The sequence below is a fragment of the Ensifer sp. YR511 genome (genome assembly GCF_900103045.1).
In the GTDB taxonomy this organism is placed as follows: domain Bacteria; phylum Pseudomonadota; class Alphaproteobacteria; order Rhizobiales; family Rhizobiaceae; genus Ensifer; species Ensifer adhaerens.
The window spans coordinates 1-25,737 of record NZ_FNGR01000056.1; the positions used below are offsets into that span (position 1 = coordinate 1).

The following is a 25,737-nucleotide window of genomic DNA, read 5'->3' on the forward strand; positions in this document are numbered from 1 at the left end:
CCAGCGCGCTTACGAGCCGCGCGGCGAAAGCATCATCACGGAAGGCGCGTCAATGAAATCCCGACTGTCCTGATGACTTTCTAGCGAGCCTAGCAGTGCCGGGCTGCGCTCCTCAAGGAGAATGGGAAGCCGGGAGCCGAACGCCACTCTGTGACCGAAGCCAAGGCATCAGGTCACGCATTGGAGAATGGTTCAGAACCGAAGGACGGCCCTGTCCAGCGGAACGAAGACCATTGAGCCGATCGGCAAAAAAAGGCCGGTCAGAACAAAACCGAACCCAAGGAAAGCCGCCAACTCAAGGCGTTCTGCCCCTTGCGTTCTTTCATTGGAGATATTCATGGGTCTTTTCAGCTTTATCAAGAACGCCGGCAAGAAGCTTGGTATCGGCGGCGACGACGATGCTCCGGATGCCGAAAGCGTTCAGAAGGAACTTGCATCCCACGATCTCGGCACCAAGGACGTGCAGGTCGAAGTGGCCGGTGACAAGGTCGTGCTGAAGGGTGTCGTGAAGGACCAGAGCGTCTTCGAAAAGGCCGTCGTCGCCGTCGGCAACACGCTCGGCGTGTCCGCAGTCGAGGCCTCCGAACTCAAGGTCGCCGATGCCGGCGCAGCACCTGCTCCGGCAAAGGAGCCCGTCTTCTATACGGTCAAGAAGGGCGATAACCTCTGGAAGATTGCCGAGGCGCAGTACGGCAAGGGCAAGGGCGCCAAGCACACGGTGATCTTCGAAGCCAACAAGCCGATGCTGACCCATCCGGACAAGATCTATCCCGGCCAGGTTCTGCGCATTCCGGATCTGGATGCGGCCTGAGCGTGTCCTTCAGGCGTTCTCTCGTCGTTGCCGCGCTGGCAAGCCTCTGGCTTGCCAGCGGTTCTTTGGCGCAGCCTTTCCGTGAACCCGCCAAGGGCAGTACGGAGCGTGCCGCCATCCTCGACGCGATCCGCCCCGCGGTCGAAGCCGAGATGCGCGGTCCCGTCGAATTCGTCGTCACCACCATGCGTGCCGCACCCAACTGGGCCTTCATGCAGGTCGAGCCGCAACGGCCGGGTGGCGGATCGATCGAGCTTTCGCAAACCGGGTTGCGCGACGAGGCAGACATGATGGATGGTCTGACGGTGTTCGCACTCGTCAGCTTCCAGAATGGCCGCTGGAACCTGGTCGATCACGTCGTTGGGCCGACGGATGTGGCCTATGCCGGCTGGCCGCTTCGCTACGGTGTGCCGGCGGCACTTCTCGGCCTGGAACAATAAGGACTGCTTCTCATGCAGGTGCTCCCGAAAGGGATCAGACATATTCCGGGTTATCTCGATCGTGCCCGGCAAGAGCAACTGGTCGAGGCCATTCGGTCAGTCGTTGCCGAAGCGCCGCTGTTCGTGCCGGAAATGCCGAAGACTGGCAAACCCATGTCGGTGCGCATGACCAATTGCGGCGCGCTCGGCTGGGTCACGGATCGCGATCGCGGCTATCGTTACCAGTCTCAGCATCCGGTGACCGGCCGCCCCTGGCCGGTCATGCCGGAGATCCTGCTCGATATCTGGGATGCGGTTTCCGCAAGCAGCAAGACGCCCGAGGCCTGCCTGGTAAACTTCTATTCCGAAGAGGCCCGCATGGGGCTGCACCAGGATCGCGACGAGCGCGATCTTGAAACCGCCGTCGTCTCGATCTCGCTTGGTGACAGCTGCCTCTTCCGCGTGGGTGGCAATACGCGCGGCGGCCAGACCATGTCCTTCCGGCTGGAAAGCGGCGATGTCGTGGTGCTGGGTGGGGAAGGGCGTCTCGCCTTCCATGGCGTCGACCGGATCTATCCGAGCACGTCGACGCTGCTGAAGAATGGCGGGCGGGTCAATCTGACACTCCGCCGCGTCAATCCCTGAGGATGCACCGAAAGCTTAGAGCTTCCTGAGCGCCACCTTTTCGGTCAGATGGTTCGGGCCCTTTTGCAGGATCAGGTCGGCGCGCGGGCGTGTCGGCAGGATGTTCTGGTGCAGGTTCTTCAGGTTGATGTTGTGCCACAATCCCTCGGCAATGGCCCGGGCTGCATCCTCGCTGATCGTGGCGTAGCGGTGGAAGTAGGATTCCGGGTTCTTGAACGCGGTTTCGCGCAGCCGCATGAAGCGGTTGACGTACCAGCTGTGGATCAGGCTCTCCTCGGCATCGATATAGATCGAGAAGTCAAAGAAATCCGAGACCATCGGCACGATCTTGCCGTCGGCCGGCAGGTTGCGCGACTGCAGAACGTTGATGCCTTCGAAGATCAGGATATCTGGCCGGTCGATGACCGTGAACTGGTCGGGCAGCACGTCATAGGTCAGGTGCGAATAGCTGGGCGCCTTGACGTTCGGCTGGCCGGCCTTGATCGCCGACAGGAAGCGCAGGAGCGCGCCGACGTCGTAGCTCTCCGGAAAGCCCTTGCGGTCCATCATGTTTTCGCGCTGGAGCACGGCGTTCGGATAGAGAAAACCGTCTGTTGTCACCAGGTCGACCTTCGGGCTCGACGGCCAACGCGCCAGAAGCTGCGCCAGGATACGGGCCGTCGTCGACTTGCCGACGGCGACCGATCCGGCAATGCCGATGACGAAGGGGGTCTTCGTCTCGGACATGCTGAGGAAGCGCTTGCGCTGCTCGAAGAGCATCTGCGACGATTCCACATGGGTCGAAAGCAGGCGTGACAGCGACAGGTAGATCTGCCGGACCTCGCCGAGATCGACGGGGTCGTTCAACGATCGCAGCCGCTGTACCTCGTCGGCCGTCAGCGTCATCGGCGTATCGGCGCGAAAGCGCGACCATTCCTCGGCGGTGAAGAAATGATAGGGCGAGTAGTCCCGCTTCTGGAGGTTGTCGGGCAGGTCGGCTGCTTCGATGTCTTTCGCCGCGATCGTCATGGGGTCTGCCGATTTGCCTTTTCCTGCAGGCCGGATTGGTTGGTCCGTCGCTGAAGTTCGTTGAGCACATCCTGCAACGGAACGTCGGCGATCTTCAATACGACCATTAGATGATAGAGGAGATCGGCGCTTTCGGCGATGAGATTTGCGCGGTCGTTGCTGATGGCCGCGATCACGGTTTCAACCGCTTCCTCGCCGAGTTTCTTCGCCGCCTTCGGCTGGCCGCTTGCCACCAGTTTTGCCGTCCAGGATTCGTCCGGCGCCGCCATCGCGCGTGTCGCGACGATGGCTTCGAGGTCGGAAAGTGTGAAGTCGCCCATGGGAGATCCTGAAGCTCAGTCGAGGCGCATGGCGATGCCATGCTCCGCCATATAGCGCTTGGTTTCGCCAATGCTATAGGTGCCGAAGTGGAAGATGGAGGCGGCAAGGACCGCGGTCGCGTGACCGTCCTTGATGCCGGCGACCATGTGGTCGAGTGTGCCGACGCCACCCGACGCGATAACGGGCGCGCGGACCGCGTCGGCGACGGCGCGGGTAAGCGCGATGTCATAGCCGCTCTTGGTGCCGTCACGGTCCATCGAGGTCAAAAGGATCTCGCCGGCGCCGAGATCGACCACCCGACGGGCAAAATCGATCGCGTCGATGCCGGTCGGCTGGCGTCCGCCATGGGTGAAGATCTCCCAGCGATCCGCTTCGCCATCCGTCGAGACCTTCTTGGCGTCGATCGCGACGACGATGCACTGGTTGCCGAACTTGTCGGCGGCTTCGGCGACGAATTCCGGGTTCTTTACCGCAGCCGTGTTGATTGACACCTTGTCGGCGCCGGCCAGAAGCAGCTTGCGGATGTCGGAAACCTGGCGCACGCCGCCGCCGACGGTCAGCGGCATGAAGCACTGTTCGGCCGTACGGGCGATGACGTCGAAGATCGTCTCGCGATTGTCCGAGGACGCGGTGATGTCGAGGAAGCAGAGCTCGTCGGCGCCGGCAGCGTCATAGGCGCGGGCCGCTTCCACGGGGTCACCGGCGTCGATCAGGTCGACGAAGTTGACGCCCTTGACGACACGGCCGTCCTTGACGTCGAGGCAGGGGATAACGCGGGCTTTAAGCGTCATGGTTCAAGCCTTTCTCGCAGCGCGGATCAGCTCCAGCGCCTCCTGCGGGTCGATGCGGCCGTCATAGAGCGCGCGGCCGGAGATGGCGCCTTCGAGCTTGCGTGCGTCCGGCTCGACCATGCGGCGGATATCGTCCATCGAGGCGAGACCGCCCGATGCGATGACAGGAATGGAAACCGCGTCCGCCAGTTCCAGCGTCGAAGCCCAGTTGATACCGGTCAGGATGCCGTCGCGGTCGATGTCGGTATAGATGATCGCCGAAACGCCGGCGCCCTCGAACTTCTTGGCAAGCTCGATCACGCCGAGTTCGGAAGCCTCGGCCCAGCCTTCGACGGCAACCTTGCCGCCCTTGGCGTCGATGCCGACGGCGACCTTGCCGGGGAATTTGCGGCAGGCCTCGATCACGAGCGCCGGATCACGGACAGCGACAGTGCCGAGGATGACGCGGGCAAGCCCGCGCGACAGCCAGTTTTCGATATGGTCGAGCGTGCGGATGCCGCCGCCGAGCTGCACCGGGTTTTTGGTCGCCTTGAGAATGGCGTCAACGGCGGTACCGTTGACCGTCTCACCGGCAAAGGCGCCGTTGAGGTCGACCACGTGCAGCCATTCGAAGCCCTGGTCTTCAAAGGCGCGGGCCTGGGCCGCCGGGTCGGGGTTGTAAACCGTCGCCTGGTCCATGTCGCCAAGCTTCAGGCGCACGCATTGCCCGTCTTTCAGGTCGATCGCGGGAAAAAGGATCATGGGTCTGTCCAATCAGTCGTGCGAAAGCTCAGGGCTTCCAGCGCAGGAAATTCGAGATGAGGGCAAGGCCAAGCGCCTGGCTCTTTTCCGGGTGGAACTGCGAGCCCGCCTTGTTGCCGTTGGCGACGAAGGCCGTGACCGGCCCGCCATAGTCGGCCTCGGCGACCACGTCGGCGGCGTTCTCAGCGGCCAGGTGGTACGAATGCACAAAATAGGCATGCAGACCGGCTTCGCCAACACGGATGCCGTCAAACAGCGGGTGCTCGCGCTTGAGCTTCAGCGTATTCCAGCCGATCTGCGGGATCTTCAGTGTGGTGTCGGCGGGCGTCATCTCGACGACATCGCCGGGGATCCAGCCAAAACCATGGGTGATGGTCTTTTCAAGTCCGCGCGACGACATCAGCTGCATGCCGACGCAGATGCCGAGGAAGGGTCGCCCGGCCTGTTCGACCGCCTCGGTCAACGCTTGCTCCATGCCGTCGACGGCAGCAAGGCCGCGGCGGCAATCGGCATAGGCGCCAACGCCCGGAAGCACGATGCGGTCGGCGCTCGCCACCCGTTCCGGCTTGTCGGTAAGGTCGATCTCGGCTGCAATGCCGGCTTCGTGGGCGGCCCGTTCAAAGGCCTTGGTGGCCGAGCGCAGATTGCCCGAGCCGTAATCGATGATGGCGACGCGCATCAGCGTTCTCCGTAGGAATCAAAAAGGCCGAGGCCGGGGCCGCCACTTGAGGGCTTGCGCACGGTCCAGTCGGCCGGGGAGGGGGCGGCGGGCTTGGTCTCGTTCGAAGCCAGGCTCGTGAAATAGATCTCTTCGGCCGCTTCGAGATTGGGCGCCGGCACGATGGAACGCAGCGTCCAGTCACGGGCCGTCAGGCTGCGCGCCACCAGAACCGGCCCTTCGAGCGCCACCACCAGCCGAAGCGCGAGCTGGGCCAGGAGAGATGGCAAGAAGCCGCTCTCGTGGTTCGACAGGAATATTAACGAGATCTGCAGAACAGCAACTGCGATTCCGATTGCCCATTGACGCTTGGCGAGAAGCCAGAGCGCCGGGAAAAGGAAGGCCCACCAGGAAAAGCCGTCGGCGACGAAGCGCGCCCGCTCGTCGTTGGCGCGCGCACCCGGCGGGGTGAGGATCATGTAAGAAGCCATGAGTCAAAGCCAGTGACTGGCCGCTTAGGCAAGGGTCCCCTTGGTCGAGGGAACGCGGCCGGCCTGGCGCGGGTCGATTTCGGTTGCGGTGCGGAGCACGCGGGCGACGGACTTGAAGCAGGTCTCGGCGATATGATGGTTGTTGGCGCCGTAGATGTTCTGGATATGCAGCGTGATCCCGGCATGCTGGGCGAGCGCCTGGAAGAATTCGCGCACGAGTTCCGTGTCGAAGGTGCCGATTTTCGGCGACGTGAAGGTCACGTTCCAGACGAGGAACGGCCGGCCGGAAACGTCCACTGCCGCGCGGGTCATCGTTTCGTCCATCGCAAGATCGAGCGAGGCATAGCGGGTGATGCCGCGCCGGTCGCCAAGCGCCTTGGCAATCGCCTGGCCGATGGCAATGCCGGTGTCCTCGACCGTATGGTGGTCGTCGACATGCAGGTCGCCGTCCGTCTTGATCTCCATGTCGATCAGCGAATGTCGGGCGAGCTGGTCCAGCATATGGTCGAAGAAACCGACGCCGGTCGAAATCTTGGCGATTCCGGTGCCGTCGATGTTGACCGATACGGATACCGCGGTTTCGTTGGTCTTTCGCGAAACCTCTGCGGTGCGGCTGGACGTGGCTTCTGCCATCGGGCTCTCCTGTATACGCTGACGCGGCTCCTTATCAGGCAAAAGCTGAAATATCCAGAACTTGAGCGGTCGATTCGAATCATCCGGTGACAGTCGCCGAATGAAGATTGCGCCGGCGGCCTGTTGCCATTTGCAAACCTGTCTGCCGTACTTACATAGGCCTCAAGCAACCAGGCTCGAGTCACGAGCCGCAATGCCCCGCGTATCAGGGGCCTACGGGTAATTTCATGAGCGAACACAATCCCTACGGAACGATGCATGCGACGACCATCATCACGGTACGCAAGGATGGCAAGGTGGTGATGGCCGGCGACGGCCAGGTGAGCCTCGGCCAGACCGTGATGAAGAGCAACGCGCGCAAGGTGCGGCGGCTTGCCAAGGGCGACGTGATCGCCGGCTTTGCCGGCGCCACCGCCGATGCCTTCACACTGCTGGAACGGCTCGAAGCAAAGCTCGAACAGTATCCCGACCAGCTGATGCGGGCAGCCGTCGAGCTCGCCAAGGACTGGCGCACCAACAAGTATCTGCGCAATCTCGAAGCGATGATGCTGGTGGCCGACAAGTCGATCACGCTGGCGATCACCGGCAACGGCGACGTTCTCGAACCCGAGCACGGCACGATTGCCATCGGATCGGGCGGCAACTACGCCTTTGCCGCGGCCCGCGCGCTGATGGACAGCGACAAGTCGGCCGAGGATATTGCCCGCAGGGCGCTGCAGATCGCCGGCGACATCTGCGTCTACACCAACCACAATATCGTCGTGGAGACACTGGATGCCCAATGAGCCCGCGCATGTCAGTTTCGTGCCGGTGGCCGATAGCCACCTGCCGCTGCTGCATGCCTGGCTGAGCGAGCCGCATGTGCGGCAATGGTGGGGCGACCCGGACAAGGAAGTGGAGCTGATCCGCGAAGGCTGCGCGTCAGGAGACGTGGAAGGCTTCATCTTCCACGTGGCCGGCGAGCCGGCGGGCTACATCCAGTCCTGGGTGCCGGCCCAGTACCCGGACGACGAGCCCTGGGCGAAGGACATGCCGGCCGATGTGCCCGGTATCGACATCTTCATCGGCCCGGCGGAACTGACGGGCAGGGGCGTCGCATCGATCGCGGTCCGGGCCTTTGCCGGGCGGCTCTTTGCCGCCGGCGCACCCCGCGTCGTGATCGACCCTGACGCCGGCAACCGAAGGGCCGTCAGCGCCTACACCAAGGCCGGCTTCGTGCCTTACGCAGAATGGATTGATACGTCCGGCCGCACACTCCTGATGGAGCTGACGCGGACCGAGTTTGAGAGGACTACATGAGTACGTTTTCACCCAGAGAAATCGTGTCGGAACTCGACCGTTTCATCATCGGCCAGAACGACGCCAAGCGCGCCGTGGCGATCGCGCTCCGCAACCGCTGGCGCCGCCAGCAGCTCGGGGACGAGCTGCGCGACGAGGTGATGCCGAAGAACATCCTGATGATCGGACCGACCGGCGTCGGCAAGACCGAGATTTCCAGGCGGCTCGCCAAGCTCGCCGGCGCGCCCTTCGTCAAGGTCGAGGCGACCAAGTTCACCGAGGTCGGCTATGTCGGCCGCGACGTCGAGCAGATCATCCGTGACCTCGTCGAAGTCGGCATCGGTCTCGTGCGCGAAAAGCGCCGCGCCGAAGTCAAGGCAAAGGCGCACCAGAATGCCGAGGAGCGCGTGCTCGATGCACTGGTCGGCGCCACCGCGTCGCCGGCAACGCGCGACAGCTTCCGCAAGAAGCTGCGGGCCAACGAGCTCGACGACAAGGAAATCGAGATCGACATCGCCGAGACCGGCGCGCCGGGCGGCGGCTTCGAGATCCCGGGCATGCCGGGCGCCAATATCGGCGTGCTCAATCTCTCGGAGATGTTCGGCAAGGCGCTCGGCGGCCGCACCAAGAAGGTCAAGACGACCGTCAAGGCCTCCTATGGCATGCTGATCGACGACGAGTCCGACAAGCTGCTCGACAACGAGCAGATCCAGCGCGAGGCCGTGAAAGCAGTCGAAGACGACGGCATCGTCTTCCTCGACGAGATCGACAAGATCGCCTCGCGGGAAGGCGGCATGGGTGCTGGCGTATCGCGTGAAGGCGTACAGCGGGACCTCTTGCCGCTCGTCGAAGGCACGACCGTTGCGACGAAGTATGGGCCAGTCAAGACCGACCACATCCTCTTCATCGCGTCCGGCGCCTTCCACGTGGCCAAACCCTCGGACCTGCTGCCGGAGTTGCAGGGCCGCCTGCCGATCCGCGTCGAGCTGCGCGCGCTGACGAAGGAAGACTTCCGCCGCATCCTGACGGAAACCGAGGCGAGCCTCATCCGCCAGTACAAGGCGCTTCTGGACACAGAAGAGGTCAAGCTCGACTTCACGGATGACGCAATTGATGCGCTTGCAGACGTGGCGGTGCAGTTGAACGCCACGGTCGAGAACATCGGCGCCCGCCGGCTGCAGACCGTGATGGAGCGTGTGCTAGACGAGATCTCGTTCAATGCGCCGGACCGCGCCGGCCACGAGGTGACGATCGACGCGGAATATGTGCGCAAGCATGTCGGCGATCTCGCCGCCAACACCGACCTGTCTCGCTATATCCTGTGACATTTCGGTCGTAGGGCCATGCAAACGCCCGCAACCCTGAATACGCAGGCCGCCAGTCTCTCGACAGGCGGCCACATTTTTTCTAACACGGACGCGGTTATCGATCGTGGTCCGGGCATTTTTCCGACATGATCTTGGCGTAGGAGCGGCCCGCCGACCGAGGCAGCCTCCACCAGTCACAGGAAGAAGAGATCGTGCGTTTCACCGCCTGCATGCTCGCTATCGCCACGTTTTGCCTGAGCGCAAGCCAGTCATTCGCCGCGACCGACGTTCCGCCGGGCAACCGCAACGTCGAGCAACCGGCGATCCCCGGCGCATCCGTGCGCCGCACCAAGGCCGGCCGCACGTCCTTCGATGCCAAGTTCGAGAAGGTCCGCGATCTGCTAGCCACCGACAAGCAGCTGATCAGCAAGATCAAGTCCGTGTCGCGCGCCTATGGCATCGCACCGATCCACATGGTCGGCGCGATCGTCGGCGAACACACCTACAATGTCGACGCCTACGATCGGCTGCAGTCCTATTACGTCAAGGCGGCTGCCTATGCCGGCAACAGCTTCCAGTTCGGATACGATGGCGAGACGGTCGCGGAATTCGTGGCTCGGCCGCAATTTTCCGAATGCGGCGCCAAGAAGGGCGCCTATGCATTGTGGAGCTGCCGCGAGCGGGTCTGGGACAACGACTTCCGCGGCAAATCGGTGGGCGGCAAGTCCTACCCGAACAACCGTTTCAGCGCCGTTTTCTTCCAGCCGTTCTTCGCCGGCCAGACCTTCGGCCTTGGTCAGATCAACCCGCTGACCGCCCTGATGCTGACCGATATCGTGGCAAAGACCTCGGGCTATGAGCGCCTCGACGAGAACAATGCCGCCGGCGTCTATGAGGCGATCATGGATCCGGATGTGTCGCTTGCCTATATGGCGGCCTCGATCCGTCACTCGATCGACGCCTACAAGTCGATCGCAGGGGTCGATATTTCGACCAACCCCGGTGTAACCGCGACGCTCTATAATGTCGGCAATCCGGATGGCCGCGCGGGAGCGCTCGCCGCCAAGATCCAGAGCGGTCAGGCGCAATGGCCGGAGGAAAACTATTACGGCTGGCTCGTCAACGACAAGCTGTCGGAACTCGAAAGCCTGCTGTGATTCACGTGAAGCACTTTCCTTGATTGCGCCGTAAAAACCTGAAATCCTGGGGCAATCGAGAAAGGCAATCACCATGGACATGCGTCCGGAGCCGTTCGAACCGCCGGCTCCCGTTCCCCGTGTCGGCATTCCTTCCTACCTGAAGATCATCAGGACCGTGCTGCGCAATCCGCTCGAACTGTGGGGCGAGCCATCCTATACGCTGCCCTGGATCGAGACGAAGTTCGTTACCCAGCGCACCCTGATCGTCAACGATCCCGGCCTCATCCGCCATATCCTTGTCGATAACGTCGCCAATTACGAAATGTCGAAGGTGCGCCGGCTGATCCTGCGGCCCATCCTGCGCGACGGGCTGCTGACGGCGGAAGGCGAGGTCTGGAAGCGTTCGCGCAAGGCCATGGCGCCGGTGTTCACGCCGCGCCATGCCAAGGGCTTTGCCGGCCAGATGCTGCGCAGTTCGGAGCAGTTCGTCGAGCGCTATGCCGGAGCCCAGGAAGCTCCCTTTACCACCAATGTCGCCAACGACATGACGGAACTGACCTTCGACATCCTAGCCGAAACGCTGTTTTCCGGCGAGGTCGCGGTCGAGCGCGAAGGCTTCGTCCAGAGCGTCGAGGAATTGCTGCACCGCATGGGCCGCGTCGATCCGATGGACATTCTGCTGGCGCCCGAATGGATCCCGCGCCCGACCCGCATCGGCGGCAGGAAGGTGATGAACCGCTTCCGCTCGATCGTGTCGGAGACCATGGCGCTTCGCCGCCGCAAGATGGCGGAGGACCCTAAGGGCACGCCGCAGGATTTCCTGACCTTGCTTCTGGAGATCGAGGGCAGCCAGGGCCTTTCGACCGCGGAGATCGAGGACAACATCCTGACCTTCATCGGTGCCGGGCACGAGACCACCGCCCGGGCACTCGCCTGGACGCTCTACTGCGTTGCCAACACGCCGGCCTATCGCGAAATCATGGAAGCCGAGATCGATACCGCGATGGCAAGCGGTGCCGAGCCGGTCGAATGGCTTGGTCTGATGCCGCATGTGCTCGCCGCCTTTGAGGAGGCGATGCGGCTCTATCCGCCGGCGCCGTCGATCAATCGCGCGGCGATCGAGGAAGACGCGTGGACCTCACCGACTGGCGAGCGGGTGCGCATCCCCAAAGGGATCGCCGTACTGATCATGCCCTGGACGCTGCATCGCCATGTGCTCTACTGGGATAAGCCGCGCGCGTTCATGCCCGAGCGTTTCCTGCCGGAAAACCGAGAGAAGCTGAACCGCTACCAGTATCTGCCCTTCGGTGCCGGCCCGCGCGTCTGCATCGGCGCGACTTTCGCGCTGCAGGAAGCGGTGATCGCGTTGGCAGTGATGATGCACCGCTACCGCTTCGATACGACCGCGGAAACCAATCCCTGGCCGGTGCAGCGGCTCACTACTCAACCGCGGGGCGGGTTGCCGATGAGGGTTTCGGCTCGCTGAAGGTCTTGCCGGGGATCGGTGACTGAACGGAACGCACCGGAGAATCCGCCGGCTTCGGCTGCTGTAGCATTTTCGACGGCTTCTTGATCGTCTTGATCTGTGCGCAGGTGGCGTCGCCGACATTGTCGCAGGGCTTGTAAACCACGATCTCGCTTCCGGCGCCATCGTCCCAGACCGCCTGGATCGTCAGCGTTTGCGCCGTTTTGGCAGGCAGCGAGATGTAGACATATTCGGCCGTCTCGTCGCCCGGCAGGTTGAAGGGCAGCTGCGGATTGCACTTGGCCAGCGGGAAGCGTTGGTCGAGTGCGTCGGAATTGATCGAGTAGCGGATTTCCGATAGCCGGCAATGCATCGTCTGCAGTGCCGTGAAATAGATCAGCTGCCGGTCATCATAGTCGCGAAACTGGATCCAGCCGGTCTGCTTGTTGGCATCGAGCATCGCCTTGTAGATCGCGACTTCGGGCAGCTGCGGCTTGTATTCCTCTTCCTCCGCGTCCTGTGCTCGCGCCGCCCCAATCGGAAGCGCAAGGGAGATAGCCGAAAGCAGCCAAACAAAGGCGAGAGGACGGTGGCGTTGGTGCATGCGCTATGTCTCCGTCCTGCATTTGTGTCGCTCGATAGATCACCGATGTCCGCGACACGATGGTTTTCCCTTGAAATATGTCATATCACCGCATCGATCCCCATTGAACCCGGGGCCTCTGCGCCCCGCCCGAATTCCGGACTGCGCGAATTGACCTCCCATTTTCTTCTCGGCATCGACACCGGCGGCACCTACACCGACGCCGCCCTCTTCTCGGAGACGAAGGGGGTGGTCGCCAAGGCCAAGGCGCTGACGACCCGCCATGACCTCGCGGTCGGCATTTCCGGTGCAGTCGAAGCGGTGCTCGATCAGGCCAGCGTGCCGGTCTCGGCGATCAGCATGGTCTCCCTGTCGACGACGCTTGCCACCAATGCGCTGGTTGAAGGGCAGGGCGGCCGCGCCGGCCTCGTCATGATCGGCTTCGGCCCCGAGGATCTGAAGCGCGACGGTTTGCAGGAAGCGCTCGGCTCGGATCCGGTAGTCTTCCTGCCGGGCGGCCACAATGTGCATGGCGGTGAGACCCCGCTGGACATGAGCGAGCTTGACGCCGCTCTGCCAACTCTCGCAGGTCAGGTCTCCTCCTTCGCTATTGCCGGCTACTTCGCCGTTCGTAATCCGGATCATGAAAAGCGCGTGCGCGACCGCATCCGCGAGGTCTCGCACCTGCCGGTCACCTGCAGCCACGAACTGTCCTCGAAACTCGGCGGGCCGCGCCGTGCCTTGACGACGCTGCTCAACGCCCGCCTCGTCTCGATGATCGACCGGCTGATCGGGTCCTGCGAAGGGTTCCTCAAGGCGCGCGGCATCGACGTGCCAATGATGGTGGTGCGCGGTGACGGTGCGCTGATTTCGGCCGAGGAGGCGCGGCTGCGCCCGATCGAGACGATCCTCTCCGGTCCGGCAGCAAGCCTCGTCGGCGCGAGGCATCTGACCGGCCTCGACAACGCCGTGGTTTCGGATATCGGCGGCACCACCACCGACGTGGCCGTGCTCGATGGCGGCCGCCCGCGTCTCGATGCCGAAGGCGCCGTCGTTGGTGGCTTCCGCACCATGGTCGAGGCTGTTGCGATGCGGACCTACGGCCTTGGCGGTGATTCGGAAGTGCGCATCAACGATCGCGGCCTCAAGGCGAAGATCGATCTCGGTCCGCGCCGGCTGATGCCGCTGAGCCTCGCCGCAGCGCTCCACGGCGACGCCGTCATCTCGGTGCTGGAAAAACAGATGCGCGCCCAGCACACCGGGCGCAACAATGGGCGCTTTGCTGTGCGTACCGGCCTGCCGGATCATCTGGCAAGCGGCCTGCAGCCACAGGAGCAGGCGCTCTACGAGCGCATCGGTAGCGTCCCCGTCTCGCTTGAAACGCTGCTCGTCTCGACGCCACAGAAGGCGACGCTCGATCGTTTGGTGGCCCGGGGGCTCGTCCATATCTGCGGTCTGACGCCGTCCGACGCCATGCATGTGCTCGGCCGGCAGTCGCAATGGAACCTCGAAGCGGCCGAGCTTGGCATTCAGCTCGCGGCCCGGACCCGCGACGGCTCCGGCCAGCCGATTGCTTCTTCTCCACAGGCGCTGGCGCAGATGATCGTCGATCGGCTGACGCGGCAATCCTCCGAGGTCATCCTGCAGGCCTGCCTCGGCGAGGACGGCGCCGGCGCGATCGATCCCGCGGTGTCGCAGGCCGTCGATCGTGCGCTGACCCGGACGCCCGGCATCGTCCGGTTTTCGCTTGGTCTCGATCGTCCGCTCGTCGGTCTTGGCGCTTCGGCGCCGGTTTATTACCCGGCTATTGCCGAGATGCTCGGAACCGAAGCCGCCATTCCCGAGGAGGCCGGCGTCGCCAATGCCGTCGGCGCCGTGGTCGGCCAGGTAAGCGCCACCGTCACCGTTTTCGTGACGATGCCGGAGGAGGGCATTTTTGTCGTCAACGGGGCCGGGGCCAGCGAACGCTTTCTCGATCAGGAAAAGGCTTTTGGTGCCGCGCGCCGACGGGCCGAGACCGCAGCGCTGGAGGCGGCGCGCACCAACGGTGCCGATGATCCCGCGTCGTTGCTGCGCGAGGAAATCGATGCGCCGGAGGTCGAGGGCAGCCCCAAGCTGATCGAGGCCCGGTTCGTTGCGTCCGCCAGCGGCCGGCCGCGCATCGCGCACGGCTGATCTTTTCCATTTCGGAAACAATTCTTCGCATCCTTGCAGAATTGACAGGGAATGAATTGGTGAGAAACTGCGGCCGTTTCACGCGCGTATTGCGCATGGGCTGGTCCGAGACCCGCTTCAGGCGCAAGATCAACATGTTGGGGCGTTTTCATCGCATCCGTTCGGATCGGTGGCGCTCCTTACGTCTATTTCAAGGAGTTGGCAGATGGACCGCATTGAGACGTATGGATTGAAGATTGATGCGGACCTCCATCGCTTCCTGGTGGAAGAGGCGATGCCGGGCACCGGCGTCGATGCAGAGCACTTCTTTGCTGAGCTTTCCGCCCTCGTGCACGATCTGGCGCCGAAGAACCGGGCGCTGCTCGCCAAGCGCGACGACCTGCAGGCCAAGCTCGACGCCTGGTACAAGCAGAACGGCGCCCCCAGCGATATGGAGACCTATCAGGCCTTCCTGCGCGATATCGGCTACCTGCTGCCCGAGGGTGGCGAGTTCAGCGTTTCGACCGCCAATGTCGATCCGGAGATCGCGACGATCGCCGGCCCCCAGCTCGTCGTTCCGGTCATGAATGCGCGCTATGCGCTGAACGCCGCAAATGCACGCTGGGGCTCGCTCTACGATGCGCTCTACGGCACGGACGCGATTTCGGACGCTGATGGCGCCGAGAAGGGCCGCGGCTACAATCCGAAGCGCGGCGCCAAGGTCATCGCCTGGGCTCGCGACTTCCTCGACGCCAGCGCGCCGCTGGCGAAGGGCAATTGGGCAGAGGTTACATTGCTCAAGGTTGCCGGCAGTGCGTTGACGGTCGGCCTGAAGGACGGCTCGAGCACGGCGCTTCGCAACCCCGCCCAGTTCGTGGGCCATAGTGGTTCCGAAAGTGCGCGCTTCGAGATCGTTCTCCGGCACAACAATCTGCATGCGATCGTCGTCCTCGACGCCTCCACGCCGATCGGCAAGGAAGATCCGGCGGGCATCGCCGACGTCATTCTCGAATCGGCGATCACCGCGATCATGGACTGCGAAGATTCGGTCGCCGCCGTCGATGCCGAAGACAAGGTCGTCGTCTATCGCAACTGGCTCGGCCTGATGAAGGGCGACCTCGAAGAAGAGGTTGCCAAGGGCGGCAAGACCTTTACCCGTCGTCTCAATGCCGACCGCGTTTACACGGCAACTGCCGGCGGCACGCTGTCCCTTCCCGGCCGCTCGCTGATGCTGGTCCGCAACGTCGGCCACCTCATGACGAATCCGGCTATCCTTGACCGCGACGGCAAGGAAGTGCCCGAGGGCATCATGGACGCGATGGTGACGGCGCTGATTGCCCTCCACGATGTCGGCAACGGCGGTCGCCGCATGAACTCCCGCGAGGGTTCCATGTATGTCGTCAAGCCGAAGATGCATGGCCCCGAGGAAGTCGCCTTCGCCAGCGAGATTTTCGCCCGTGTCGAAAAGGCGCTCGGCATGCCCGCCAACACCATGAAGATGGGCATCATGGACGAGGAGCGCCGCACGACGGTCAACCTCAAGGAATGCATCCGCGCGGCCCGCGAGCGCGTCGTCTTCATCAACACCGGCTTCCTCGATCGCACTGGCGACGAGATGCACACCTCCATGGAAGCCGGCCCGATGATCCGCAAGGGCGACATGAAGCAGGCAGCCTGGATCGGCGCCTATGAAAACTGGAACGTCGACATCGGGCTTGAATGTGGCCTGTCCGGTCACGCCCAGATCGGCAAGGGCATGTGGGCGATGCCCGATCTGATGGCGGCGATGCTCGAACAGAAGATCGCCCACCCGAAGGCCGGCGCCAACACCGCCTGGGTGCCGTCGCCGACGGCGGCCACTCTGCACGCGACCCACTACCACCGCGTCAATGTCGCCGAAGTCCAGGCGAGCCTGAAGAGCCGCGCCCGCGCCAAGCTCTCCGATATCCTGTCCGTGCCGGTCGCCGTCCGTCCGAACTGGACGTCCGAGGAAATCCAGCGCGAACTCGACAACAACGCGCAAGGCATCCTCGGCTACGTCGTGCGCTGGGTCGATCAGGGCGTCGGCTGCTCGAAGGTTCCCGACATCAACAATGTCGGCCTGATGGAAGACCGTGCGACGCTGCGCATCTCCGCCCAGCATATGGCCAACTGGCTGCATCATGGCGTCGTCACCGAGGCCCAGGTCGTCGAGACGATGAAGCGCATGGCGGCAGTCGTCGACAGTCAGAACGCCGATGATCCGCTCTACGTCGCGATGGCCGGCAATTTCGACCGTTCGATTGCCTTCCAGGCCGCCGTCGAACTCGTCCTCAAGGGCCGCGAGCAGCCGAACGGCTACACCGAGCCGGTCCTGCACCGCCGCCGCCTGGAGCTGAAGGCGCGCAACGCCGCCTGATTCGCCACCGAAGTCGGGGTATTGGGAAAGAGCCGTGCGTTCACATGAACGCACGGCTCTTTCGTTTCAGCGGTGGTCCGGGCTTCCAGACACGATCGCAGCCCGTGCCGCTCTAAAACTCCGCCCAGCCGTCCGTTGCGAGTGCGGCATTGCCGTGGGTGGCATAGGGGGCTGGTCGGCGTACCGGCTGAGGACGTCCCTGGTCACGCGTGGTTGCGGCGACTGCCGGGGCAGGCGCCATCGGCCTGCCCTTTGGCTGGGCCTCGCCGGCGAGCGTGAAGCGGTCGATCAGGTTGCGCAGGTTCGTGCCTTCCTGCGCCAGCGTCGCGGAGGCCGCATTGGCTTCCTCAACCATCGCTGCGTTCCGCTGCGTTACCTGGTCCATCTGGTTGACGGCGGTGTTGACTTCGCTCAATCCCACCGACTGTTCGCGGGCGGAGGTGGCGATCGCCGCCATGTGTTCGTTGATCGTGATCACATGCGCCTCGATCGTCTGCAGCGCCTCGCCGGTGTCGCGCACCAGGTGCACGCCGTTCTCGACCTCCCGGCTCGATGTACGGATGAGATCCTTGATTTCTTTCGCAGCCTTCGCCGAGCGCTGGGCGAGCTCGCGCACCTCCTGGGCCACGACGGCGAAGCCCTTTCCCGCTTCGCCGGCCCGCGCTGCTTCCACGCCGGCATTCAGCGCCAAGAGGTTTGTCTGGAAGGCGATCTCGTCGATGACGCCGATAATGCTGGAAATCTGGCTGGAGGATTCCTCGATCCGACGCATGGCTTCCACCGCGTTGGCGACGACGACGGCGGATTGGGCCGCGCTGGTCTTCGCCTCGCCGGCGATGTCGCGTGCCTCCTCCGTCCGTCTTGAGGAATTGCTGACATTGGCGGTGATCTGATCGAGCGCCGCGGCCGTTTCCTCGAGAGACGCGGCCTGCTGTTCGGTGCGCTTGGACAGGTCGTCGGCGCTCTGGCTGATTTCGCGCGTGCCCATGCCGATGTTTTGGGCGCTGTCGGCAACGGCGAGAAGCGCATCGTTCAACTGCGCGGCCGCCTTGTTGAGGTCGTGCCGCAATTGTTCGAACTCGGCGGCGAACGGCTCATGTAGCTGAACGGCGAGATCGCCGTTGGCCAGCCGCTGCAGGCCGCCGGCAAGTCCGGCGGTCGCCTGCGTCAGCTTTTCCTGCGCCGCCTGCTCCGCCGCCTTCTGGACGCGGACACGTTCGGCCTCGCCGTTGCGGCGGTTCTCCTCGGCCTCCGCCTGCAGCCGAAGATTCGAGCGCGCCGCCACGCGGAAGGATTGAATGGCGCGGGCCATTTCGGCGATCTCGTCCTTGCCGCGCACCGGCTCGTCGGCATCTTCAACGTGGCCGTCGATCAGCCGGCGCATGGCGGCGATCTGGCGGGCGAGCGGTCCGACGACGCCGCGCAGCACCACAAGCAGGGTGCCGGCAGCAAGCGCCACGACGAGAACGATGATCCCAATGTTGAGTGTCTGTACGGTTTCGAACTCGTGATGCTTGGCCTCGAAGGCCGTACCCGAAAGTTCGACCTGCAGGTCCGAAATCTCGGAGATCGTGGCCGTCAGCGGATCGATCGTAGCGTAGAGCTTGTCGCGCACGAAGGCGTCAAGAGCCTTCTGGTCCTTGGCCGAGAGGATTTGCGTGAGTGCCGTGATCGAATCCATCGCAACGACCATCTGGCTTCGTGCATTGTCGACGAGGTTCCGTTCCTCGTCGGTCATCGAGGTCGCCGCATAGGCATCCCAGTTTGACTTGATCGTTTCCCGTGCGGCATTGACCGAGGCAAGCCCGCTCTCCATCGATTCGTTGCCATTGCGCACCTTATGGGCAGCATCGACGATCGAGACCGCAAAGGCGTCGGAAGTCGCCTTCAGGTTCTTCAGCGGCACAATGCGATCGGCGTAGACCGCGTCCATCATGTCGCTGGTTTCCGACAGCGTGCTCTGGCTGTGAATAGCGATGCCGATAGCGATGGATGATAGAAGCGCGATTGCGCCGATAAGCTTGGTCTTGATCAGCATGCCAGTCCCTCCCGAGCGGAATTTCGTGGGCACACTGTTTCGATTATTTAGATAACGCTTACTTAATAAGCGACTGAATTTAAGTCGAAATTGAACTTTCCGAGCGGGCAGGGACATATTCCGCGACCCTGATTTGAGCGCGAATCAGGACGGCAACTTTGCGTCGATGGTGTGCCTGCTTGCGGCTTTCGCTCGGAAGTTGGGTGACGTGAGCACGAACGAAAAAAGCCGCCGACAGAGTCGGCGGCTTTGTCAGTGTCGATCTGATTCGATTACTGCTGGACGACGACGCGGGCGCTCTTGCCGGGGCGAACGCGCGAATAGAGGTCGATGATGTCCTGGTTGATCAGGCGGATGCAGCCGGACGAAGCGGCGGTACCGATCGAGGACCATTCCGGCGTGCCGTGCAGACGGAACAGTGTATCCTTGCCCTGGTCATTGAAGAGGTAGAGCGCGCGGGCGCCAAGCGGGTTCTTGAGGCCGGGACCCATGCCATCTTCGACGTACTTGGCGACTTCCGGCTTGCGTTCCGCCATTTCCTTCGGCGGATGCCACATCGGCCATTCCTGCTTCCAGGCAATATAGGCTTCGCCTTCCCATGCAAAACCAGCCTTGCCGACGCCGATGCCGTAACGAACGGCCTTGCCGCCCGGCAGCACGTAGTAGAGGAAGCGATTCGGCGTGTTGACGACGATCGTTCCGGGGCGCTCGCTGGTGGCGTAATCGACGATCTGGCGATGGAAACGGGTATCGACCTTGCTGATCGGAATGGCCGGCAGCGCGTAACCGTGATCCTCAACTGCGCCATAATCGCCGTTAAAGATCTGATTCGTAGCAACCTGTACCGTTGCGGGCGCGGGTTCGTTCGCAGCCGTTTCGGGCTTGGACGAGGTCGTCGAGCAGCCGGCAACGGCGAGTGTCGCCGCGAGGCTGCACAAGAGGAAGGCATTGCGGAAGCGCATGGGAGTCTCTTAAAAAGAAGCGAAGTAAAAACTGGGTCGCCGCGACCAACAGTGACTACGGTTATTTTCGATTAGTTTGAGCTATGCAAGAGATTGCGCGGCCACAATTTGGCTGAAAAGTGCAAATTCCATGACCCTTGTTTTTTTGCAACAAAATGACCGGCTCAAAGGGACACCGGACGCATGACGATCCTCTCCATCCATGGCGACAACCCCTTGATCGACGGTCGCCAATCGAATCGCGCGATGATGGTGCGCCGCGGTGTGCAGCGTCTGTTCGCCGAACTGCGCCATTCGGTCCTGCCGGAATTGACTTTGGCGAGTGGACGGCGTGCCGATCTGATCTCCTTGTCGGCGAAGGGCGAGATCTGGATCGTCGAGATCAAAACCTCGATCGAGGACTTTCGCGTCGACCGCAAATGGCCGGACTACAGACAGCACTGCGACCGGCTGTTCTTCGCCACCCATGCCGCCGTGCCACTGGACATCTTTCCGGAGGACTGCGGACTGCTGCTGTCTGACGGTTATGAAGGCCACATCGTTCGCGAGGCGCCCGAACACAGGCTGCCGCCGGCGACACGCAAGTCGGTGCTGCAACTCTTTGCCCGTACGGCAGCACAACGGCTGATGCTTGCCGAATGGGCGGCCGAGCGCAACGGCGAACTCGGTGATTCGATCGGCGACATCCTCTCCGGCGGTCGCGACTGATCCCGCGGGGAAAAGCGACCGGAACAGCGGTTGTGCGCCGGTCGTGGAAGTTGATTGCTTACTTCGGCGCGCGCTTGGCGAGAATGCGCTGCAGCGTGCGGCGATGCATGTTGAGCCGGCGCGCCGTTTCCGAGACGTTGCGCTCGCACATTTCATAGACGCGCTGAATATGTTCCCACCGCACGCGATCGGCCGACATCGGGTTTTCCGGCGGCTCGACGCGTTCGCCCTGGCGCTGCACGAGCGCGGCAAAGATGTCGTCGGCATCGGCAGGCTTGGCGAGATAGTCGACCGCGCCGAGCTTCACCGCGTTCACGGCGGTGGCGATGTTGCCGTAGCCGGTCAGCATGATCATGCGCGTGTCGTCGCGCCGTCCGCGGATCGCTTCGATCACGTCGAGGCCGCTGCCGTCGCCGAGCCTGAGGTCGATGACCGCATATTTCGGCGGGTTGCCCTTGGCCTTGGCGATGCCTTCCGCGACCGATTCGGCGATGTCGACCGAAAAGCCACGGGCTTCCATGGCGCGGGCCAACCGCCTGAGAAAGGGTGCGTCGTCATCGACGAGCAACAGGGTGCGGTCCGGTCCGATCAGTTCGGCGTCCTGTGCGGTGGTGCTGGGCGAAGCTGTCGATTTGTCGGTCATTCTCGCAATCCTTGGGCAAAAACGGAACGCTTTCGCCGAGATTATAGGTTTCTGCCTCGTTCAATAAACTGCGAAATGTCATTTCGCCAGTTTCGTATCCATCAGGGCGCGCGGCCATTCGACGCTGACCCGGGCGCCCGGCCTCTCCGGCCCGCCATTCTCGAAGCGCAGGCGCGCGCCCGAGCGTTCGAGCAGCGTCTTTGCGATAAAGAGCCCGAGCCCGAGGCCGCCGGCGCTGTCATCCTTCTGCCTGCGTGTCACATAGGGTTCGCCGATCCGCTGCAGGATATCGGGCGCGAAACCGTCACCATCGTCGGCGATCGTGACGCGAACCCGATCCGCCGTGTGCTCGACGGTTACGGTCACCTGTTTCTTGGCGTAGTCGACGGCGTTTTCCAAGAGGTTGCCGAGCCCATAGAGAATGCCGGCATTGCGGTTGCCGACCGGCTCCGTGGCACGGTCGCCCTTTTCGATGAGCTCGATGTGGATGCCGAACTCGCGATGTGGCGCCATCACCTCTTCGATCAGCGACGACAGCGGCAAAAGCCGCATGTGCTCCTCGCTCTCGGAGGACAGCGTCGTCAGCCGCTTCAGGATATCGCGGCAGCGTTCGCTCTGGCTGCGCAGCAGATGCACGTCCTCCCCGAAGCGCGGATCGTCGCCGAGTTCGCGTTCCATCTCCTTGGCGACGACGCTGATGGTCGCAAGCGGCGTGCCGAGTTCATGGGCTGCCGCTGCCGCAAGCCCATCGAGCTGCGACAGGTGCTTTTCCCGCTGAAGCACCAGTTCGGTCGCCGTCAGCGCTTCCGACAGCTCACTCGCTTCCAGCGACACGCGGTAGGTATAGAAGGCGGCAAAGGCGGTCATCGAGACGATCGCAAACCAGATGCCGGCGGTCAGCACCCGCGGCATCAGCAGGACCGTGCCCGGATACCAGGGCAGCGGAAAGGGTGAGAAGGCGAGTGCGGTGATGGCGATTACCGCAAAACCGGCAAGAATGATGCTGTGTGACTTCGGCTGCGACGCAGAGGAAATGATGACCGGGACGCAGAGCAGCGGCGCGAAGGGATTGGTGAGCCCGCCTGTGATGAACAGCAATCCGGTGATCTGCGCGAGATCGAGGCCGAGAAGCGCGAAGGCCGCCGGCGGCTGCAACCGGTGCGTCGGCGGATAGCGCAACGTCACATAGGCGTTGACCAGCGCGAGGCTCGCGATCAGCACCAGGCAGGAAATCAGCGGCAGAGGAAACTGCAGCCAGAAGGCCGTGATGAGGACGGCGATCGACTGGCCGCCGACGGCAAGCCAGCGCAGCCGAACGAGCGTCTGCAGGCGCAGACTGCGGTTGCTGGTCTGGTCGTTGTTGTGTTCGAGCGCAACAGTGGTCATTCGTGCCTGCATTCCAATGATCGATGCTTTCGTCTCATGTACCACGGGGCTTCGCCCGTGTCGTCGGCGCCGCATTGGCCGGATCCTCGGGCCAGGGATGCTTCGGATAGCGCCCGCGCATGTCGGCGCGCACATCGCGCCAGGAACCCGCCCAGAAACCGGGCAGGTCGCGCGTCGTCTGGATCGGCCGATGTCCGGGCGAGATCAGCTCGAGCAGCAACGGCAGCCGCCCATCGCCGATCGCCGGATGGGTCTTCAGGCCAAAAAGCTCCTGTACCCGGATCGATAACAGCGGCTCGTCGCCGTCGTAGTGGATCGGGTGCCGTTGCCCGGTCGGCGCCTCGAAATGCGTCGGCGCCAGCCGCCCGAGTTCCCGTTGCCGCTCGTGTGGAATGAGGGAGAGCAGACCGTCGGAGAGGTTGGATGCCTTGATGTCGGCAATCGCGGTGATGCCGTGCTGGAAGGGAACGAACCAGTCGTCGAGACGGTCGAGCAGCGCTTCGTCGGAAACATCCGGCCAGGGTTCACCGATCGAGCGGTTGAGGAAGCCGATGCGGTCGCGCATCTGCATCGCCTCCTTGGAGAAGTGCAGGATGGCAAGGCCGAGCTGGCGTACGCCGTCGGCGAGTGCCCGCGCCGCCGATTCACCGGTCGGTCGTGTGAGCGGCGCCTCCTCGAAGATGATGGCGCCGAGCCGCGTGACCCGACGCGCCCGCACCTGCCGGCTGGCCTTGTCGAAAAAGCTCTGGTCCTCGCGGGTTATCGCCTCGGGCATATGCGCCTCGACCTCGGCGCGCGTCAGCTCTGCCGCCGCCAGCACGCGCTGGCCGCCGGCGCGGCCGGTCAGGTCGGCGATGACGAGCATGGAAGCCGCCGCCAGCCGCTCCGTCTCGGGGATCTCGGCGCCCCGTCCGTTCGCCATGACGAATCGGCCGCGGCCACCGCGCTGCAGCGCGATGCGGTCGGGAAAGGCGTGCATCAGCAGGGCACCCGGCTGGATCGGTTCGCTCGATTTCGGCGCGCCCTTCAGCTCGGCCGCCATGCGCCGCGCCAGATTGCGCGAGGCGTCGGCGCGGTCGCCACGCTCCTGACGGAAGCGGCGCACCCGGTCCTCGAGATCGACGCTGTTACCGCCCAAGCCCTGTTCGGTCAGCATCACCGCCAAGAGACACGCGGTTTCCGCCTGTCCCTCTTCGGCCGCGGCAACCGCCATTGCCGCCAGCCGCGGCGGCAAGGCCAGGTCGCGGATCTTGCGGCCCGTCGGGGTCAGCGCGCCGGCCTCGTCCAGCGCGCCAAGGCTGGTCAGCAGTTTCCTCGCTTCGGCGAGTGTCGTCTCCGGCGGCGCGTCGATGAAGGCAAGGGTGGCCGGATCGCTGACACCCCAATGGGCGCAGTCGAGCAGCAGGCCCGAGAGATCGCTGGCCAGAATCTGCGGCGGCGTGAAGGCGGCAAGCGCTGCGGTCTGGCCGCTATGCCAGAGACGGATGGCAATGCCGGGTTCGGTTCGCCCCGCACGGCCGGCGCGCTGATCGGCAGACGCGCGCGACACGCGCACCGTCTCCAGCCGCGTGATCCCGGTCGCTGCCTCGAACACCGGAAGGCGCTGCAGGCCGCTGTCGATGACGATGCGTACGCCGTCGATGGTGATCGAGGTTTCGGCGATCGAGGTGGCAAGCACGATCTTGCGGGTGCCTGATGGCGCCGGCCGGATCGCTGCATCCTGTTCCTTCTGGGTCAGGTTGCCATAAAGCGGTACGATCGCCGTATTGTTGTCGAAGCGGTCCTGGAGCCGCGTGGCGACTCGGGTGATTTCGGCCTGGCCGGGCAGAAAGGCGAGGATGGAGCCATCTTCCGTACGATGCGCTTCGGCAATGGCCCGCAGCATCGTGTCCTCGACGCTGTCGCCGCCGCGATCCTGGTAGCGGATGTCGATCGGATAGCTGCGCCCCTGGCTCTCGATGACCGGCGCATCGCCAAGCAGGCCCGAGACCCGCTCGACATCGAGCGTTGCCGACATAACGATGATCTTCAGGTCGTCACGCAGCGCCGCCTGCACGTCGAGCGCCAGCGCCAGGCCGAAATCCGCGTCGAGCGAGCGCTCGTGGAATTCGTCGAACAGCACGGCTGCGACGCCCTCGAGTTCCGGGTCGTCGAGGATCATGCGGGCAAACACACCCTCGGTCACCACTTCGATGCGTGTCTTGCCGGAGACGCGGTTGTCGAGACGCATGCGATAGCCGACGGTTTCGCCGACCTTTTCTCCCAGGAGCTCGGCCATGCGGCCAGCTGCGGCGCGCGCTGCCAGCCGCCGCGGCTCGAGCAGAATGATCTTTCCGCCCTTTGCCCAGTCCTGATCGAGCAGGAAGAGCGGAACGAGCGTCGTCTTGCCGGCGCCGGGTGGGGCGGAAAGCACCACGGAGGGGCCTGCGGTGAGCGCATGTGCCAGTGCGGGCAGCACCTCGCGAACCGGAAGCGCAGGAAGCTGTGTCGTCACGTCTGGTTCTCCGCCCCCTTTGGCGCTGCGTGCGGTCGGTGCATCCGTCGGCTCATGCATCACCATGTTGTCGGTCCGCCACCGCATGGATCGTCATGTCGGGCAGGGCGGACAATTCGCAAGTACGGCAATCGCCCGGCCAAGGGCAAGCGTGGCGCGTCCGTGAGCGTGCTTCGTATGGCGCTTCGTGCTGGAGATATCTACATCTGACGGCTGAGAGACCCATGCTGTCTACATGTAGATGAGGTCGCTCAGAGGGGCGTTTTGGGCCACGTGAAATGGCCATCAGGTTTTTGACCGCCTGGTCAAAGATTCGCGACGCGGATTCGCTGATTTTCCGGTGCATTAAATCGACCTAGTTTATCAACAGCTGGAATTATTGTTTAAATTCAGAGATTTGTCGATTTTTGAAGTTTTTTTGAACGTGGCTGTTGACGTCTGTGAGGATGGGGGTCTATAAGCCCGATCACTGACGAGGGCGGCGGCGCTGCTGGCGACGACGACCTTCGCTCTAGAGTTTCCTGATTGGCTTGGTGCTGATTGAGGGGTTCGGGACGAGAGTTCTGGGCTTTGTGGGAACGGTTTGACGGACGGTGCGTTCGTCGGTTTTTTGACAATTGAATATAGAGAAAGAGAAACGTGGGCGGCGGAGCTCGTGAGGAAC

General features: G+C 63.4%; 25 protein-coding genes. 11 read left to right on the forward strand and 14 right to left on the reverse strand.

What is annotated here, in order from left to right; translation table 11 throughout:
* Positions 1 to 192 precede the first annotated feature (192 nt).
* A complete protein-coding gene (locus tag BLU15_RS39790; protein ID WP_176960479.1) occupies positions 193 to 339 on the reverse strand; it encodes a hypothetical protein in 147 nt (48 codons plus the stop codon).
* On the opposite strand from BLU15_RS39790, the gene lysM reads away from it, so the two are divergent.
* The 3 genes from lysM to BLU15_RS37180 are packed head-to-tail and all read left to right on the forward strand — an operon-like array spanning position 338 to position 1,875.
* Entirely contained in the window at positions 338 to 811 is a 474-nt protein-coding gene (gene lysM / locus BLU15_RS37170; protein ID WP_034802175.1) for a peptidoglycan-binding protein LysM, read from the forward strand. The two genes, BLU15_RS39790 and lysM, sit on opposite strands and share 2 nt — an antisense overlap.
* Positions 812 to 813: 2 nt before the next feature.
* Positions 814 to 1,251 (forward strand): hypothetical protein, encoded by a 438-nt coding sequence (locus BLU15_RS37175; protein ID WP_034802172.1) that lies wholly within the window; start codon positions 814 to 816, stop codon positions 1,249 to 1,251.
* A gap of 12 nt (positions 1,252 to 1,263) precedes the next feature.
* Positions 1,264 to 1,875: an alpha-ketoglutarate-dependent dioxygenase AlkB gene (locus tag BLU15_RS37180; protein WP_060521549.1), complete on the forward strand. Its 612-nt coding sequence runs from the start codon at positions 1,264 to 1,266 to the stop codon at positions 1,873 to 1,875.
* Positions 1,876 to 1,890: 15 nt separating this feature from the next.
* Here the strand turns inward: BLU15_RS37180 and coaA are convergent, their stop codons facing one another.
* Genes coaA through hisB form a run of 7 tightly spaced genes read right to left on the reverse strand, consistent with a single transcriptional unit; the run spans position 1,891 to position 6,518 of the window.
* Entirely contained in the window at positions 1,891 to 2,883 is a 993-nt protein-coding gene (gene coaA / locus BLU15_RS37185) for a type I pantothenate kinase (RefSeq protein WP_060521550.1), read from the reverse strand.
* Entirely contained in the window at positions 2,880 to 3,203 is a 324-nt protein-coding gene (locus BLU15_RS37190) for a phosphoribosyl-ATP diphosphatase (protein ID WP_034802164.1), read from the reverse strand. Before BLU15_RS37190 ends, coaA begins: the two co-directional genes overlap by 4 nt.
* Before the next feature lie 15 nt (positions 3,204 to 3,218).
* Positions 3,219 to 3,995, reverse strand: a complete 777-nt coding sequence (gene hisF / locus BLU15_RS37195) for an imidazole glycerol phosphate synthase subunit HisF (protein WP_034802161.1) — start codon at positions 3,993 to 3,995, stop codon at positions 3,219 to 3,221.
* 3 nt (positions 3,996 to 3,998) lie between these two features.
* Entirely contained in the window at positions 3,999 to 4,736 is a 738-nt protein-coding gene (hisA, locus tag BLU15_RS37200) for a 1-(5-phosphoribosyl)-5-[(5-phosphoribosylamino)methylideneamino]imidazole-4-carboxamide isomerase (RefSeq protein ID WP_060521552.1), read from the reverse strand.
* A 28-nt stretch (positions 4,737 to 4,764) separates the two neighbouring features.
* Entirely contained in the window at positions 4,765 to 5,415 is a 651-nt protein-coding gene (gene hisH / locus BLU15_RS37205; protein WP_090302289.1) for an imidazole glycerol phosphate synthase subunit HisH, read from the reverse strand.
* Positions 5,415 to 5,885 (reverse strand): DUF2628 domain-containing protein, encoded by a 471-nt coding sequence (locus BLU15_RS37210; RefSeq protein WP_060521554.1) that lies wholly within the window; start codon positions 5,883 to 5,885, stop codon positions 5,415 to 5,417. Before BLU15_RS37210 ends, hisH begins: the two co-directional genes overlap by 1 nt.
* Before the next feature lie 24 nt (positions 5,886 to 5,909).
* Positions 5,910 to 6,518: an imidazoleglycerol-phosphate dehydratase HisB gene (gene hisB, locus BLU15_RS37215; protein ID WP_034802151.1), complete on the reverse strand. Its 609-nt coding sequence runs from the start codon at positions 6,516 to 6,518 to the stop codon at positions 5,910 to 5,912.
* A 227-nt stretch (positions 6,519 to 6,745) separates the two neighbouring features.
* Here hisB and hslV point away from each other — a divergent pair, with 227 nt between their 5' ends.
* The 5 genes from hslV (at position 6,746) to BLU15_RS37240 (ending at position 11,728) form a co-directional block, all read left to right on the forward strand.
* Positions 6,746 to 7,303, forward strand: coding sequence for an ATP-dependent protease subunit HslV (gene hslV / locus BLU15_RS37220; RefSeq protein ID WP_051659613.1), 558 nt, complete (start codon positions 6,746 to 6,748; stop codon positions 7,301 to 7,303).
* Complete coding sequence (locus tag BLU15_RS37225) at positions 7,293 to 7,817, forward strand: GNAT family N-acetyltransferase (protein ID WP_090302291.1); 525 nt, start codon at positions 7,293 to 7,295, stop codon at positions 7,815 to 7,817. The genes hslV and BLU15_RS37225 overlap by 11 nt, the downstream gene beginning before the upstream one ends.
* Positions 7,814 to 9,121, forward strand: a complete 1,308-nt coding sequence (gene hslU, locus BLU15_RS37230; RefSeq protein WP_034802146.1) for an ATP-dependent protease ATPase subunit HslU — start codon at positions 7,814 to 7,816, stop codon at positions 9,119 to 9,121. Before BLU15_RS37225 ends, hslU begins: the two co-directional genes overlap by 4 nt.
* A gap of 194 nt (positions 9,122 to 9,315) precedes the next feature.
* The gene (locus tag BLU15_RS37235; RefSeq protein ID WP_090302293.1) at positions 9,316 to 10,260 is read left to right on the forward strand and encodes a DUF1402 family protein; all 945 of its coding nucleotides are present in this window, start codon (positions 9,316 to 9,318) and stop codon (positions 10,258 to 10,260) included.
* 73 nt (positions 10,261 to 10,333) lie between these two features.
* Entirely contained in the window at positions 10,334 to 11,728 is a 1,395-nt protein-coding gene (locus BLU15_RS37240; RefSeq protein ID WP_034802144.1) for a cytochrome P450, read from the forward strand.
* Here BLU15_RS37240 and BLU15_RS37245 read toward each other — a convergent pair.
* Complete coding sequence (locus BLU15_RS37245; RefSeq protein WP_090302294.1) at positions 11,682 to 12,311, reverse strand: hypothetical protein; 630 nt, start codon at positions 12,309 to 12,311, stop codon at positions 11,682 to 11,684. The genes BLU15_RS37240 and BLU15_RS37245 overlap by 47 nt on opposite strands.
* A 150-nt stretch (positions 12,312 to 12,461) precedes the next feature.
* On the opposite strand from BLU15_RS37245, the gene BLU15_RS37250 reads away from it, so the two are divergent.
* Both BLU15_RS37250 and BLU15_RS37255 read left to right on the forward strand, forming a co-directional pair.
* Positions 12,462 to 14,465 carry a hydantoinase/oxoprolinase N-terminal domain-containing protein gene (locus BLU15_RS37250; RefSeq protein WP_090302296.1) on the forward strand — a complete coding sequence of 668 codons (2,004 nt, stop codon included), beginning with the start codon at positions 12,462 to 12,464 and terminating at the stop codon, positions 14,463 to 14,465.
* A gap of 205 nt (positions 14,466 to 14,670) precedes the next feature.
* Positions 14,671 to 16,842 (forward strand): malate synthase G, encoded by a 2,172-nt coding sequence (locus BLU15_RS37255; protein WP_090302298.1) that lies wholly within the window; start codon positions 14,671 to 14,673, stop codon positions 16,840 to 16,842.
* A 112-nt stretch (positions 16,843 to 16,954) separates the two neighbouring features.
* Here BLU15_RS37255 and BLU15_RS37260 read toward each other — a convergent pair whose 3' ends face one another.
* A complete protein-coding gene (locus BLU15_RS37260; RefSeq protein ID WP_090302300.1) occupies positions 16,955 to 18,880 on the reverse strand; it encodes a HAMP domain-containing methyl-accepting chemotaxis protein in 1,926 nt (641 codons plus the stop codon).
* 272 nt (positions 18,881 to 19,152) lie between these two features.
* Entirely contained in the window at positions 19,153 to 19,842 is a 690-nt protein-coding gene (locus BLU15_RS37265; RefSeq protein WP_034802133.1) for a L,D-transpeptidase, read from the reverse strand.
* A gap of 183 nt (positions 19,843 to 20,025) precedes the next feature.
* Here BLU15_RS37265 and BLU15_RS37270 point away from each other — a divergent pair, with 183 nt between their 5' ends.
* Positions 20,026 to 20,550: an MmcB family DNA repair protein gene (locus BLU15_RS37270; RefSeq protein ID WP_034802131.1), complete on the forward strand. Its 525-nt coding sequence runs from the start codon at positions 20,026 to 20,028 to the stop codon at positions 20,548 to 20,550.
* 58 nt (positions 20,551 to 20,608) lie between these two features.
* Here the strand turns inward: BLU15_RS37270 and BLU15_RS37275 are convergent, their stop codons facing one another.
* The 3 genes from BLU15_RS37275 to hrpB all read right to left on the reverse strand — a co-directional run bounded on the left by BLU15_RS37275 (position 20,609) and on the right by hrpB (position 25,073).
* Positions 20,609 to 21,193 carry an ActR/PrrA/RegA family redox response regulator transcription factor gene (locus BLU15_RS37275; RefSeq protein ID WP_034802128.1) on the reverse strand — a complete coding sequence of 195 codons (585 nt, stop codon included), beginning with the start codon at positions 21,191 to 21,193 and terminating at the stop codon, positions 20,609 to 20,611.
* Between the two features lie 78 nt (positions 21,194 to 21,271).
* Positions 21,272 to 22,579 (reverse strand): ActS/PrrB/RegB family redox-sensitive histidine kinase, encoded by a 1,308-nt coding sequence (locus tag BLU15_RS37280; protein ID WP_034802125.1) that lies wholly within the window; start codon positions 22,577 to 22,579, stop codon positions 21,272 to 21,274.
* A 34-nt stretch (positions 22,580 to 22,613) separates the two neighbouring features.
* On the reverse strand, positions 22,614 to 25,073 hold the full coding sequence (hrpB, locus tag BLU15_RS37285) for an ATP-dependent helicase HrpB (protein WP_090302304.1): 2,460 nt from the start codon (positions 25,071 to 25,073) through the stop codon (positions 22,614 to 22,616).
* Between the last annotated feature and the right edge of the window lie 664 nt (positions 25,074 to 25,737).